The organism is Nitrosomonas aestuarii (assembly GCF_003046585.1).
GTDB classification, from domain to species: domain Bacteria; phylum Pseudomonadota; class Gammaproteobacteria; order Burkholderiales; family Nitrosomonadaceae; genus Nitrosomonas; species Nitrosomonas aestuarii.
Genome location: NZ_QAAE01000004.1, coordinates 158,108 through 172,569 on the forward strand (window position 1 = coordinate 158,108; position 14,462 = coordinate 172,569).

At 43.5% G+C, this 14,462-nt stretch carries 15 protein-coding genes; 5 read left to right on the forward strand and 10 right to left on the reverse strand.

Features of this window, described 5'->3' with window-relative positions; genetic code table 11:
• Positions 1-23 precede the first annotated feature (23 nt).
• From proB to rplU, 4 genes are all read right to left on the reverse strand, one after another.
• The gene (proB, locus tag C8R11_RS05335; protein WP_107794792.1) at positions 24-1,133 is read right to left on the reverse strand and encodes a glutamate 5-kinase; all 1,110 of its coding nucleotides are present in this window, start codon (positions 1,131-1,133) and stop codon (positions 24-26) included.
• An 18-nt stretch (positions 1,134-1,151) separates the two neighbouring features.
• Positions 1,152-2,180: an Obg family GTPase CgtA gene (cgtA, locus tag C8R11_RS05340; protein ID WP_107794793.1), complete on the reverse strand. Its 1,029-nt coding sequence runs from the start codon at positions 2,178-2,180 to the stop codon at positions 1,152-1,154.
• Between the two features lie 125 nt (positions 2,181-2,305).
• Positions 2,306-2,566 carry a 50S ribosomal protein L27 gene (gene rpmA / locus C8R11_RS05345; protein WP_107794794.1) on the reverse strand — a complete coding sequence of 87 codons (261 nt, stop codon included), beginning with the start codon at positions 2,564-2,566 and terminating at the stop codon, positions 2,306-2,308.
• Between the two features lie 20 nt (positions 2,567-2,586).
• Complete coding sequence (gene rplU, locus C8R11_RS05350) at positions 2,587-2,898, reverse strand: 50S ribosomal protein L21 (protein ID WP_090699547.1); 312 nt, start codon at positions 2,896-2,898, stop codon at positions 2,587-2,589.
• Positions 2,899-3,046: 148 nt separating this feature from the next.
• Here rplU and ispB point away from each other — a divergent pair, with 148 nt between their 5' ends.
• The 4 genes from ispB (at position 3,047) to ald (ending at position 8,589) form a co-directional block, all read left to right on the forward strand.
• Positions 3,047-4,015 (forward strand): octaprenyl diphosphate synthase, encoded by a 969-nt coding sequence (gene ispB / locus C8R11_RS05355; RefSeq protein WP_107794795.1) that lies wholly within the window; start codon positions 3,047-3,049, stop codon positions 4,013-4,015.
• 1,261 nt (positions 4,016-5,276) lie between these two features.
• The gene (locus C8R11_RS05360) at positions 5,277-6,227 is read left to right on the forward strand and encodes a cytochrome-c peroxidase (protein WP_107794796.1); all 951 of its coding nucleotides are present in this window, start codon (positions 5,277-5,279) and stop codon (positions 6,225-6,227) included.
• A gap of 163 nt (positions 6,228-6,390) precedes the next feature.
• Entirely contained in the window at positions 6,391-7,131 is a 741-nt protein-coding gene (locus tag C8R11_RS05365; RefSeq protein WP_107794797.1) for an SDR family oxidoreductase, read from the forward strand.
• Between the two features lie 339 nt (positions 7,132-7,470).
• Complete coding sequence (gene ald, locus C8R11_RS05370; protein WP_107794798.1) at positions 7,471-8,589, forward strand: alanine dehydrogenase; 1,119 nt, start codon at positions 7,471-7,473, stop codon at positions 8,587-8,589.
• A gap of 105 nt (positions 8,590-8,694) precedes the next feature.
• On the opposite strand, the gene C8R11_RS05375 is transcribed toward ald, so the two are convergent.
• The gene (locus C8R11_RS05375) at positions 8,695-9,474 is read right to left on the reverse strand and encodes a hypothetical protein (protein ID WP_107794799.1); all 780 of its coding nucleotides are present in this window, start codon (positions 9,472-9,474) and stop codon (positions 8,695-8,697) included.
• Positions 9,475-9,510: 36 nt separating this feature from the next.
• Here C8R11_RS05375 and C8R11_RS16090 point away from each other — a divergent pair, with 36 nt between their 5' ends.
• A complete protein-coding gene (locus tag C8R11_RS16090; protein ID WP_181258166.1) occupies positions 9,511-9,687 on the forward strand; it encodes a hypothetical protein in 177 nt (58 codons plus the stop codon).
• Between the two features lie 748 nt (positions 9,688-10,435).
• Here the strand turns inward: C8R11_RS16090 and C8R11_RS05380 are convergent.
• The 5 genes from C8R11_RS05380 to C8R11_RS05400 all read right to left on the reverse strand — a co-directional run bounded on the left by C8R11_RS05380 (position 10,436) and on the right by C8R11_RS05400 (position 14,404).
• Positions 10,436-10,810: a hypothetical protein gene (locus C8R11_RS05380; protein WP_146159080.1), complete on the reverse strand. Its 375-nt coding sequence runs from the start codon at positions 10,808-10,810 to the stop codon at positions 10,436-10,438.
• A gap of 70 nt (positions 10,811-10,880) precedes the next feature.
• Positions 10,881-11,456 carry a CDP-diacylglycerol--glycerol-3-phosphate 3-phosphatidyltransferase gene (pgsA, locus tag C8R11_RS05385; protein ID WP_107794866.1) on the reverse strand — a complete coding sequence of 192 codons (576 nt, stop codon included), beginning with the start codon at positions 11,454-11,456 and terminating at the stop codon, positions 10,881-10,883.
• A 136-nt stretch (positions 11,457-11,592) separates the two neighbouring features.
• Positions 11,593-13,434, reverse strand: coding sequence for an excinuclease ABC subunit UvrC (gene uvrC / locus C8R11_RS05390; RefSeq protein ID WP_425320575.1), 1,842 nt, complete (start codon positions 13,432-13,434; stop codon positions 11,593-11,595).
• Positions 13,435-13,448: 14 nt separating this feature from the next.
• Positions 13,449-13,637: a tautomerase family protein gene (locus C8R11_RS05395; protein ID WP_090699564.1), complete on the reverse strand. Its 189-nt coding sequence runs from the start codon at positions 13,635-13,637 to the stop codon at positions 13,449-13,451.
• A gap of 77 nt (positions 13,638-13,714) precedes the next feature.
• A complete protein-coding gene (locus C8R11_RS05400; RefSeq protein ID WP_107794800.1) occupies positions 13,715-14,404 on the reverse strand; it encodes a uracil-DNA glycosylase in 690 nt (229 codons plus the stop codon).
• Between the last annotated feature and the right edge of the window lie 58 nt (positions 14,405-14,462).

Here is a 14,462-nt window from a genome sequence, read left to right on the forward strand (position 1 = left end):
TGACCTTATTATGCGAGTTATGATTAAAGTAATGCAAGATTGTTTCGATGAATCAGTTCTGCTTCATCTACATATCCGAGAATAGTTTCAATATATGTGCTGGCTTTTCCCATAATTTTTCGGGTTTCAGCAGCATTATAATTAATCAAACCCCGTGCCACTTCACGACCCTCCGGGGTAAGGCAGGCAACCGCTTCACCCCGTTCAAAATTACCAGTGACATGAGTCACGCCAATAGGCAACAAGCTTTTACCATCCATTATCAATGCATTGACCGCGCCTTGATCCAGTGTAATTGTTCCGCTCACCTGCAGATAATCTGCCAGCCACTGCTTGCGTGCTGCCAGAACGGGTATTGTCGCTAATAAACGGGTGCCAATAGACTCACCTCGCGCCAGACGAACCAATACCTCCGTTTCACGACCGGAGGCGATAATTGTATGCGCACCACTGCGCGCCGCGCGTTTGGCCGCAACCACTTTGCTTTGCATACCGCCACTGCCGATACTGCTGCCAACACCACCGGCCATTTTTAATAATGCTGGGTCGGCCGCACTCACTTCGGACAGAAACATTGCATCATGATTTTTGCGCGGATCACTAGTATACAATCCGGCCTGATCGGTCAATATCACTAACGCGTCCGCTTCGATCAAATTTGTCACCAATGCCGCTAAAGTATCATTGTCGCCAAAACGAATTTCATCCGTAACGACTGTATCATTCTCATTAATAATTGGAATAACTCCCAATTTTAATAACGTCATGAGCGTAGACCGGGCATTCAGATAACGTTCGCGGTTGGAAAGATCTCCATGCGTAAGCAGTATTTGCGCCGTATTCAGTTCGTGATCACAAAAACTGGCCGCATAAGCTTGCGCCAGTCCCATTTGTCCTACGGCTGCTGCCGCCTGCAGCTCATATAAAGCTGTTGGTCGCACATTCCAGTTCAAGCGTTGCATACCTTCGGCGATGGCCCCTGACGACACTAGTACGATTTCTTTGCCTAGATGCTTCAATTTGGCAATCTGTGCGGCCCAATCCGATAATGCGGCATGATCCAGTCCTTTTCCTTGATTGGTTACCAGAGTACTGCCGACTTTGACAACAATGCGATGCGCTTCTTTTAACATAGTATGTATGCGCTCAACTCAGTCATTGGTTGATACTAAAAGTTGTTCCAGATAATCCATCACAGCATAGGTCAATTGTTTACACCCATCACCCGTCAGCGCTGATATGACGAAGTATTTGTCACGCCATCCCAGTTTATGAATGAATTCCTGACACACCTGGGTGCGTTGATCTTCCTGAAGCATATCCACTTTGTTCAGAACCAGCCAACGTGGCTTTGAATACAACGACTCATCATATTTCTGCAGCTCTTTTATGAGCGCCATTGCCTCATGAACAACATCCACATTTTCATCGAAAGGCGCCACATCAACTAAATGCAACAAGAGCCGTGTACGGGTCAGATGTTTTAGAAAACGATGTCCCAAACCGGCACCATCAGCAGCACCTTCAATAAGACCTGGAATGTCCGCCATTACAAAGCTGCGGTTATGATCAATTCGAACCACACCCAGATTAGGTTTCAATGTAGTAAATGGATAATCAGCCACTTTGGGACGTGCTGCAGATACTGCGCGTATCAGTGTTGACTTGCCGGCATTAGGCATTCCCAACAATCCCACATCAGCCAGCACTTTGAGTTCCAGTTTCAACTCAAATTCTTGCCCTGCCTCACCAGTAGTAAACTGACGCGGTGTACGGTTAGTACTGGACTTAAAATGCAAATTGCCAAGACCACCCGACCCACCACTGGCTAGCAATACTTTTTGCTGATGATCAACAAGATCCGCGACAATTTCCCCAGTATTGATATTTTTGATGACTGTGCCCACTGGCATACGCAAAACGATGTCTTCAGCACTTTTACCATAGCAATCAGAACCACGGCCGCTCTGTCCTTTTTTTGCACGATAAACCCGTGCAAAACGATAATCGACCAGCGTATTGATATTACGATCAGCAACTGCATAAATACTGCCTCCGCTGCCGCCATCACCCCCATCAGGCCCACCTTTGGGTATAAATTTTTCACGACGAAAACTGGCCACGCCATCACCACCCTTGCCGGCATATACCTGTATCGTTGCTTCGTCAATAAATTTCATAAATTCATTCTAACGCAGACAAAACATGCGTAGTTTCATACAAACGAATCTGTTGAGTAAATAAAAAAAAGCCCTATCATACTGACAGGGCTTTAACAAAATAAAAGCTACAATGAGTATTGCTGTTATACCGCTGGAATAACGTCCACAATCTTTCGTTTCAACGCTCCTCTGATACCGAAGCTCACTTTACCTGTAACTTTGGCAAATAAGGTATGGTCTTTGCCCATACCTACATTATCGCCAGGATGAAATTGGGTGCCGCGTTGCCGGACAATAATTGAACCAGCAGATATCAACTCACCCCCGAAACGTTTTACACCCAGACGTTTCGACTCAGAGTCGCGACCATTCCTTGAGCTGCCGCCCGCTTTTTTATGTGCCATTTCTAGATACTCCTAAAACCTTAAGCTGAAATACCGGTAATTTGTATCTCAGTGTAATTTTGACGATGCCCTTGATGCTTTTGGTAATGCTTGCGACGACGCATTTTGAAAATGCGTATTTTGTCATGCCTGCCCTGCCCTAGTACTGTAGCGCTCACTGTAGCGCCCTCGACCAACGGCGTTCCCATAGAAACTTTTTCACCATCAGCAACCATTAATACCTGGTCTATAACAAGTTCACTACCGCTTCCAACATCAAGTTGTTCAACTTTCAGTTTTTCACCAACTTTGATACGATACTGCTTGCCACCAGTTTTTATGACCGCATACATAATTAAACTCCACACATCTCTTTTATACAGAACCGGCAATTATACATAAGCAAACATCTTTTGTGGAATAAATTTAAATTGATTTCGTCTTTATGCTTGACACAAAAGTATGTCATTTCTAACATAGCGTTTTCTTCAAGGTAACAACGTGTCAATAGAACATATCAGGAGCTTTATTGCCCAGGACATGGGCGCCGTAGACGAAGTCATCCGACAAAAATTACATTCTCATGTCGCGCTTATCCGTCAAGTCAGCGAATATATCATAGACAGTGGCGGCAAACGTCTTCGCCCTGCTTTGGTTATACTTTCTGCAGGTTCTTTCGGATATACCGGACAATTTCACTACAACCTCGCAGCCGTTGTCGAGTTCATTCATACGGCGACCTTACTGCATGATGACGTTGTAGATGAATCTGAAATGCGCCGCAACAAAGAAACGGCAAATGCTTTGTTTGGCAACGCAGCCAGCGTTCTCGTCGGTGATTTTCTTTATTCACGGTCCTTTCAGATGATGGTGGAAGTTAACAATATGCGTGTCATGCAGGTGCTGGCAGACGCCACCAACACCATTGCCGAGGGGGAGGTTTTACAGCTTCTCAACTGTCGCGACCCGAATGTAGATGAAGCAAATTATTTACGGGTCATTCGCTTTAAAACGGCAAAACTGTTCGAAGCAGCAAGCCGGCTCGGTGCAATACTCGGCAATGCCACACCCGAACAAGAAGAGGCCATGGCGGTATATGGCATGCATCTGGGTACCGCATTTCAACTCATAGACGATGTACTGGACTATTCGGGTGACAATCTGGATACCGGAAAGAATCTAGGCGACGATCTGGCTGAAGGTAAACCTACGTTACCACTAATTTATGCTATGCGAGCTGGTACTGCTGAACAAGCAAACCTGATCCGCAAAGCCATCGAACAAGGCGGAACGGATGGTTTCCAACCGGTACTCGATGTTATCCAACAAACCGCAGCACTTGACTATGCCAGGCAATGTGCACAAGCCGAAATTGAAACAGCCACTGCCGCAATTACCATCTTACCGGAATCCGAACATAAGGAATGCCTTATACAACTGGCCGGCTTTGCTGTAGCACGTAATTATTAACCCTGCTTCCAGAATACTTAATTTGCAATGATTGAAAAATACACAACTAGACTTATTCATTCTCTCTTAATCAATTAGTTTTCTAACTGCTCATTTCAAAAGCCGCATATGATAGCTGCATTACTTCCACATGTGATTCATTCCGCACAGAATCGAGTGCCAGAATTGACAAACTAAACTGAAAAATATTGTTAAAATCTCAGGAAATACTTTCAATGCAGCAACTCAACCTCAACAGACTGCAAGATTTCACTCAGTAACAAACCACACAAGCTTTTACTGTGGCTTATCATCACAAACGTGCTATGGACAACAATAATTTTAGCATCTTTTACGGTGGTGCTATTTGAGTTGGCATCAAATGTAACACGGGCTTCCATATGCCGCGATATCGCGCTCAGACGCTAGAGCGCTTCTCACGGAGGAGTGTATGTGCCGAGCAATGCACACACCAAACCAAATCCACTGCTTGCCCATATTCCTGAACAGGATGTTATGCCTGACAGGATGTCATTACGCCTTCAGGAAAAAAGCTCACATTATTAAACCCTGTACATTCACACACAAATCATGGATGAATATAATGATTCGCCCTTTATACCAAAGGGAAAAGTTACCGCCTTTCCTGACAAATTTCTTAATCTTCAACTAAACATGCCTGACGAATGGGAATTGAGCGCCTTAAATCACTTAAAAATGGAGCGCTTGAAAAAAAGGAGGCCGTAAATATCGATGGCATCGCACATTTTCGCTTAATGATTCCACTTTTTATTAAAACTGAACCTGCAATGTCGCACCAACCAACATTATAAGGAAGACGATCTCAGCGTCGCACTGGGTTTAACAGTCTCTATGACACCTTACTTAGTCGATCCTGAAAGGTATTTTTTTGAGGATCGACTATTTAGATATTGCTTGTTACCAAAAAGTTAACATGAATTATTGGATATGTTAGAGTGATTACGTAGCGTTATCCAACAGATTGCTGAAATTTGTCACAAGCAGCAATTTTATGAAAATAACGTTCAAAAACTGGAATTTGCAACGTACAAGTACTATTGTTAAACAATTTTTATAAATAGATTATAAACAGCGTAGAATTTCAGTCATCTACCTGTTAGATAACTGGTCAACTCGATTATCCAGACCTGATTTTAGGGGTTGAAGATTATTTGCATGAAATATCAGCCCCAACCCGGATAAATATTTCTGTTGATGGTTTTCATAATTTTGCGGGCATCGCCCGAAAAGGAGAGGTTAAATGAAAATTATTTTATTTCTGGCGCTTGTATTTAGTGCCAATACTTATGCACAGGATGATCATCAGATAGATACAAAAACGATTAAACGTTTTTTTGAACCACTTCCCGAGTCAATTATTGATGAAGAAGAAAATGCCGCATTGATCAAACTTGGCAAAACGCTTTATCTAGACCCAAGACTTTCTATCAACGACAAAATTTCCTGTAACTCATGTCACCAACTCGATAATTATGGTGTGGACAATGAACCGACATCACCTGGCCATGACAACAAACGTGGCGATAGAAATTCCCCCACAACACTGAATGCCGCTCTACATATCGCGCAGTTCTGGGATGGTCGCGCCAGTGATGTAGAGGAGCAGGCTTTGGGGCCCATTTTAAATCCAATCGAAATGGGAATGCCAAGTAAAGGTGCCGTAGTATCAAAATTAAAAGCAATTAATGAATATCAGAAGTTATTCGCCGCAGCTTTTCCAGATCAGAAGCACCCATTTAATTATAATAATATAGGTGTAGCGATTGGTGCCTTCGAGCGCACGCTTCTTACGCCCTCACGCTTTGATGATTATCTGAAAGGGAATGAAGACGCACTTAACCAAGTAGAAAAAAAAGGTCTGAACAAATTTATTAACGCAGGATGTGTGACCTGTCATAATGGCGTTGTTATCGGTGGCAACTCATATCAAAAAATAGGTGTTGTTGAATCATACGAAACAGATGACCGGGGTCGCTTTGAAGTTACCCACATTGAAAGTGACAAGAAAAAATTTAAAGTGCCCAGCTTGAGAAATATCACGAAGACAGGTCCCTATTTTCATGATGGTTCAGTAGAAACGCTTGACGAAGCCATTCGTTTAATGGCAAAACATCAACTTGGCAAGGACGTTGATGCAGCGTTTATCGAGGATATCAAAGCTTTTCTGGGATCTTTAACAGCCAGGAAATAAATTCTGCGATCCATACGACACTTCTCTGTACACTTTTTCTGAAGAAAACATTTCAATCCAACCTTAACCGGACTGACAACATCAGCCCGGTTAACTATAAAACACGAATAAATCTGCTAACTAAACTGATTTATCCATCATTCAATATGTAAACCACAACAACATGTCAAAATTACATGAAAAAGTTGCCATTATTACCGGTTCATCGCGAGGCATCGGAGCCGCAATAGCATTAGAATTGGCCAGAGCAGGTGTAAAAGTTGTTGTAAATTATGTCCAAAATCAGCAAGCCGCGGATGAGGTCTGCGCAGCGATTACCGGAGCGGGCGGGAAGTGTATAGCAATACAGGCGGATGTCAGCAAACCGGCGGATATACGGCGGTTGTTTGATGCCGCCATAGAACACTTCGGGCGTATTGACATACTTGTCAATAATGCAGGAATTCTTATTTTCAAGAAAATTGCTGAAATCACAGACGATGAATTTGACCGCATTATCAATATTAACCTGAAAAGTATTTTTTATACGCTGCGCGAAGCTGCTGAACGTCTGGCTGACAATGGCCGTATCGTCAACATCTCCAGTACGGTGACACGTTTAATGCTACCAAAATATGGGCCTTACGCCGCCACCAAAGGTGCAGTTGAACAGTTGACGCGTATCTTCGCACGTGAAGCAGGTGAAAGAGGCATTACCGCCAATACTGTTTCGCCAGGTCCCGTTTTTACCGAGTTGTTCAGAGCAGGCAAGACTGAAGAAGATATTGAACGCATGGCCGCCATGTCTTCCTTGGGACGCATTGGAGAAGTCGACGATATCGCAAAAATTGTGCTGTTTCTTGTGAGTGACGAAGCTCGGTGGATCACAGGGCAGGATATTGGCGCAAATGGCGGCATGGTGTAGCTGACCGTTGTTTATGTAGCCGCAGGAAAATTATAAAAAAAGCAGCCATCAACATAAAATGCGTATGGCTGCATAGAGGAGAGCAGTAAAAAACTTCAAATCCCATTATGCACAACTATATACTGGATTGTCTGCTGATACTGTGTTTTTAGTCACATTGAACCTTAGTTCTTTTGGAGCGATTAGGTAAAAACGTATCTTAGAAAGAGCTGAATAATCATGGTAGTAGCAGGCCGCTCTACTTCCGGACAGCTTCCCCCAAATGACACTATTTCATTACAACTGTTCGGTTGAAACAGTCTGTCCAACCCGTTAATTTTATATTTTCTGGAGAAGCCGATGCTAATTGGCGTACCAAAAGAAATCAAAACACATGAAAACCGCGTCGGTCTTACCCCGGCTTCAGTACGCGAATTGATCGTCCATGGTCATCAGGTTATCGTGGAGAAAAACGCCGGATTAGCGATCGATCTGAATGATAGCTGCTATCAGACAGCGGGCGCAGAAATTGTGGATACGTTCCAAGAGATTTATTCACGTGCTGAATTGATTATCAAAGTCAAGGAACCGCAGCAAGCTGAGTTTCAGTATTTACGCGAAGGTCAGATACTATTTACCTATTTGCACCTTGCTCCAGACCCGGTACAGGCAGAAGGACTGATTGACTCAGGTTGTGCTGCCATTGCTTATGAAACCGTCACGGACAAATATGGCGGACTGCCACTACTAGCGCCCATGAGTGAAGTAGCTGGCCGCATGTCAATACAGGCCGGTGCGCATGCACTAGAAATGGACCAGGGCGGCCGCGGTATGTTGTTAGGCGGCGTCTCGGGCGTACCCTCTGCAAAAGTTGTCGTCATCGGCGGCGGCGTGGTCGGTACCAATGCCGCTCGTGTCGCTATGGGTATGGAAGCACATGTCACTGTCCTGGACAAGTCAATACACCGTCTGCAACAACTGGATCTGCAGTATAGCTCTCGTATCAATACTGTATTCTCAACCGTTGATGCCATCGAAGAATATGTTTCTATGGCCGATCTAGTCATCGGCGCGGTGCTGGTACCGGGTGCGGCCACTCCCCGCCTGGTTGGTCGCGAACTGGTCAAGAAAATGAATCGCGGATCGGTGCTAGTTGACGTAGCGATTGATCAAGGTGGTTGTTTCGCAACATCCAGATCTACTACACTGGCTGATCCGATGTACATATTGGATGATGTCGTTCATTATTGCGTTGCCAACATGCCCGGTGCCGTTGCACGCACCTCAACTTTTGCACTCAATAATGTCACACTGCCATTTGTATTATCGATAGCCGATAAAGGCTGCCGAAAAGCATTGATAGACGACCCGCACCTGCGTGACGGGTTAAATGTCTATCAAGGTCAGCTTACGTATCCGGCCGTTGCACATGATCTAAATATACGCTATGTCAATCCGCTGGAACTATTACGGCCGTAAAGTGCCGGTCAAAGCAATCTCATTGGCAGGCTGTTTGCTATCCACCACAAGCACCTCAGCCACTCGAACAAGCTGCAACAATTAATACATGCAAGTTAACAACACTTACTCCACATCTCTATGCTTGACAATTTTTATTTCCGATACAAATAACCGTGTCCGATGACCGAAAATGTTTCTGTTTGCAAGCCGCTCGCTGTAGTACACTTTGACCATCGCAGCCATCCGAAGACTCTTGATTGCAAATTCATAAAGATCCCGGTCATCCATCACAAAATGGCGAAATTTATTTCCACTCTCCCCGATCTGCATGGTCATAAAATAGCTTCTGACGGCATTTTTATTCTTGATCACATTGGTTATCCGGCCGAATTCAACTCCGTAAGAAACCTCAGGTTCAAAAGTCCGAATATCACCAATTAAATGCGACTGCTCTAATGGAATATTTCTATCGATTAAGTAAACGTCCACCAGTTCGTTGATTGCCGTGCATGATAACAGAGTGTTATTGCGTGGCGTCTTGTACTCAATCACTACATCATAACCAATCAGTTCTTCAAGCGTCTCATAGAAATCTTCTTTTTCGAAACAAAATTGAAAGGGATTCGTCACTAGATTTTGTGGCAGGCTGCCGAAACTTATAAATGACGCACTCTCGTGACCCAGCAGCACTTCGCCTGCATAGGCTGTATTAAGCGCCCGATTAAACATATTTTGACGCCCAACCCGGCTCAATTGACCTGAAGCATAACCTTTTGTGTCGATAATCAGAGATCTTGAATTAACCGGCACAGAAAACAAGCTTAGAAATACGAGAGTCAGTATCAAAAACCAGGATAAAAGAAGGGTACTGCCTCCGGGAAAGCTATATTTGTTTATCATCATTTGTTTAATTAAACGCACTTATCCAATGATTCGCGCATGATCAGATACTTCCACGAACCCAATCCCGAAATGGTGGATTGCGTCATCGGAAAAATGTGTACACAACAATATCGGAGTGAAAAAGTCATTATAGACACATCCGGCACCTTCAGCGGTGAAATTATCACAATTACACCTGCTTGCGTAATGACTCGACAACAAATTGTTAAATGAAAAAAAAGCGATTGTTAATGACCACAACGATGTCTAATTTCTTTAAATTACGTCAGCACCCATCAAAAAACTCAAAATGAAAATAAAATATTACACTTAATATTCAATAGGCTATTAATTATTCTCTTATTATTGGTATAAACCTAGCCGCTAAAGAAATTAAAAAAAGATTTTTGATTGAAATCTTGGGGGGATATTCGAATTTATTTTAGTTGCTTGCTTTTATAGCTTATTTTTTGTTCAACAAAGTTTTTCAGGCTCTGGTTTTCAACTGTGCATGATCACGATTTTCATGCTTCAAATTCAGCTAGTACGGCTGCCAACTCTATAGGTGCCGTTCATACTCATCAGACTGCGATCAATTTTTTATGGATACTGATTAGGCGTCGATTTTGAACATCATACTGAATCACCCTTAGATGCCGAGCGTAGTTAATCAGGCACTAAATATCCAGATATAGTTGTGGCATCTGATTCTGAGGGATATTAACACAAGCAGAATTGGATATGCTTAACATACGCTCTGCAGATATTTGTAGTGGTCTAATGCCGACGGGGCGGTCTTTACGCCGTGGCTGAAAGGAATCGCGGTGCTGGTTTAACACCTAATAGTGGTCACTCTGTGGCATTTTGTCATTAGAGAACAAAGTGTTTCATTCAGATATCAATTTGAAACTGGCAACAACAATAAACAAGTTGCTGTTGCCTTCTTTCATTACCGCATCAATCGCCAAATGCAACCAATCATTTAACCATCCTCATACTTCCCACCACTTTGAATGCAGGTCTCCTTAATGGTTGATGCGTTCCAGTCATGTTTTTTTTTCGACCCAACATAATAATGCTTGTCGAATACCAATCCATCAGGGTCTTGATAACGAATACAGCGCCCTATTCTATTTTCATCCGGACACCGTTTACCCGTAATACAGTGTTTTGTTATCAACTGCCGATCTGAGGCAGACAACATGTTCAAACGATATTCTTCACAGATACTCTGTCTTTTAATGCGCTCACAAATGACAAACGCTTTGGGATCTTCTCCTGAACCCGCATAGGCAACACTTGTCAACATTACGCAAAGCATTATAAAAACGATGAATGATAAGAACAACCGAGTCATTGTTTTTCCCTTCCTAACTTAACTTCAATTTCTCAAAATCATACTGCACTGAGCATATGATACATAATAATTATTTGTCATATTCGATAGCTTGTGGAATCGCTGCTTTTAAATAATAAATCATAGACCACAAAGTTAGAAAAGCCGCCACATAAATTAACAATGTTCCAATTTCATGTGCATTAAAACCCGCCATCAGATCATCATGGTATAGCAACAACGGAATAGCGATCATTTGTGCAGTCGTTTTTATTTTGCCTAAAAATGAAACCGCTACACTTTTGGATTGACCGATATGCGCCATCCATTCACGCAATGCAGAAACTGCAATTTCACGTCCGATAATAATCAATGCGATCGGCGCACCCAGCCTATCTAGATAAACAAGCACAATCAAAGCCGCCGCAACCATTAGTTTATCTGCGACCGGATCAAGAAATGCGCCAAAAGCGGACATCTGATTCAAAACACGCGCGAGATAACCATCAAGCCAGTCTGTAATGGCGGCACCTGCAAAAATGATGGTTGCAACCAGATTCTGCTGTGCGGGCGTTAACCAGCCATCAGGCAAATAAAAAATACCAACGAATAAGGGAATGGCAAGAATTCTGAGCCATGTCAGGAAATTGGGAAGATTTAAAGGCATAAAACCGAATACCATTACAGGCATCTATAAACTGGAATTAAAAAATAATTTTTTTCTTGGTTTATTATCTAACGGTATAAAACCAAAAACATGCAGATGCGCAGTACAGTAATATCGTTTGTAAAGTGTTTTTTAATCAATGTAATTCCTTGTAGATTTTCTCGGCGAGCTTTCGGCTGATTCCTTCAGTTTTCGCAAGTTCCTCTATGCTTGCCGTTTGCACGCCCTTCAGGCCACCGAAGCGCCCTAGTAATTCCTGGCGCCGTTTGGCACCAATTCCGTTAATATTTTCAAGACTCGAGGTTGTTCGCGCCTTACTGCGTCGCCCACGATGTCCCTGGATTGCAAAACGATGGGCTTCATCCCGGATCTGTTGAATTAAATGAAGCCCCGCATGATCATTTGACAATTGTAACGGCTTTTTCCGCTTGGGAAAAATCAATTGTTCCAAACCAGGTTTGCGTGCCTCGCCTTTTGCGACACCTATCAGATTCGCATCACTGATACCAATTTCATCCAATGCTTCTTTGGCCGCATTAACCTGTCCTCTGCCGCCGTCAATCAGGATCAGATCCGGCAAGCGGCCTTCACCCTGCACGACTTTTTGGTAACGTCGATTTAACACATCGCGTATCGCCGCATAATCATCACCCGGTGTAATCCCTTTGATATTAAAATGACGATATTCATTATTACGCATGGCAAAATTGTCATAAACGACACAGGATGCAACCGTCGCTTCACCCATAGTGTGGCTGATATCAAAACATTCGATTCGATTTAAACCGTTCAGATTCAGCGCTTGCTGCAAGGCGAGCAGGCGTGCTTCCTGACTGGCTTTGCGGCTCATCATCTGTTTGAGTGCAAGCTGTGCATTTTCGGTTGCCATTTTCAACCAGATGCGCCGTTCACCGATTGGATTCTGATTAATCGTCACTTTATGACCGGATTGCTCGGTCAGCAAATCTTCCAATACTTCACGTTGTACTTTTCGGTCGACGATAATCAGATTCGGTACGCTACGATTTATATAGTGCTGGGCCAAAAAAGCTTCGATCACCGAAGAAAGATTATAGCCATCGGCATTTTGTGGAAAAAAGCTTTTATCCCCCAGATGGCGTCCACCTCTGACCATCGCCAGCGTAACACAAACCTTGTCGCCACCGCCTGTTAAACCGGCACAAGCCACAATATCCGCATCCATCGCCTTACCGCTATCGACAAACTGTTTTTCTCTGATTTTGCGTAAGGCCTGCATTTGGTCACGCAAAAGTGCTGCCTGCTCATATTCCATTTTGTCTGAGGCCTGTTGCATTTTAGTAGCGATACTGTCGATCACTTCGGAATGTTTGCCTTGTAGAAACAAGGCTGCACTTTGTACATCTTCGTGATAATCAGATTTCGAAACCAAATCGACACAAGGCCCGCTACATCGTCTGATCTGATACAGTAAACAGGGTCGTGTCCGGTTGTTAAAAACACTGTCTTCACAAGTACGCAGACGAAAAACTTTTTGCAACAACTGAATACTCTCCCGCACAATACCGGCATTGGGAAACGGCCCAAAATACTGATGTGTTTTATCCAGCAGCCCCCGGTAGAATCCCAGCCGCGGATAATTATGACCACTCAAAACGATATACGGATAGGACTTGTCATCACGGAATAAAATGTTATAACGCGGCTTGAGACTTTTAATTAAATTGTTTTCCAGCAATAATGCTTCCGCTTCAGAGCGGGTCACCGTTGTCTCGATACCTGCTATCTGCGAAACCATTAACTGCGTTCTGGGCGCAAGACCAGTTTTTTGAAAATATGAAGAGACCCGTTTTTTCAGGTCTATTGCCTTCCCCACATAAATCACCTCTCCTCCGGTATTCAACATCCGGTACACACCGGGCTGTGAAGGCAAGTTTTGGCAAAAACCCTTTGCGTCGAATTTTGCATCCAATTTAGGTTCAAAATCAGCCTGGGTCAAATGTTGTTCTCACTCTATGTTTTCTTAGCCAGCAAAGCACCGCCAATTGCCCAGTTCTCATGCGGCACTTCTTCAAATGTGATATAAGTGTAAGATTTTGATTTATTGGCTACGCGCGCCAGCGTATCAGTAAATTCTTCCGCAATTTTAGCTTTTTGCTCCGAACTCAATGTACCCGCAACCCGTAAATGAACATAAGGCATTTGCTTTTCTCCTCTTTTATACCGTTAACAGATGACTCTTTCAATTTCACAAAATGTTTAAATCAATATTTTTTCTATCAATCTGCTGCAGACAGTTCAACGGAAATTCTTGCGAAAACCTCCTCAAACATCGCGGCTGTCAATCGTTTTGTTTGCGTATTGTAGCGACTACAATGATAACTGTCATACAGTTTGACCGGCCCCATAGCTGAGTGATTAGGCAGCAAGTATTCGGCACCATGAGCAAATGGATAGTCCTTCAAACGCAAGTCCAGGGATCGCAATACAGCCCGATGTGCAATTGCACCCAATGCCAGCAGCACTTCCCCGCCTCGATCCATGAATGCGTTCACCTCCATTTTGAGATAATGATTACATTGTCGTATTTCTTCCGGATTAGGTTTGTTCTGAGGCGGCAAGCACTTAACCGCATTGGTAATGGAGCAGTTTGATAACTGCAAGTTATCCTGCTGCGATATCGACTCATCATGGTTGGCAAAACCAAATTTATATAGCGTTTGATACAACAAAACACCTGCAAAATCACCGGTAAAAGGGCGCCCGGTCCGGTTTGCACCATGCATGCCTGGCGCCAGCCCGACAATCAGGAGTTTAGCATGGCTATCACCAAATGCACTGACAGGGCGCGCATGATAATCGGGATATCGTGTCTTTACCGCGTCAAGGAATGTCGCCAGTCTCTCACACCGGCGGCAATCGGCAGACTCAATGGGATAATCCGCTTTTATAGTAGAATGTACAGGCATGAAGCAAACCAATAAACAGTTAATAAAATATAACGCAGTGATTTTTTATATAAATAAT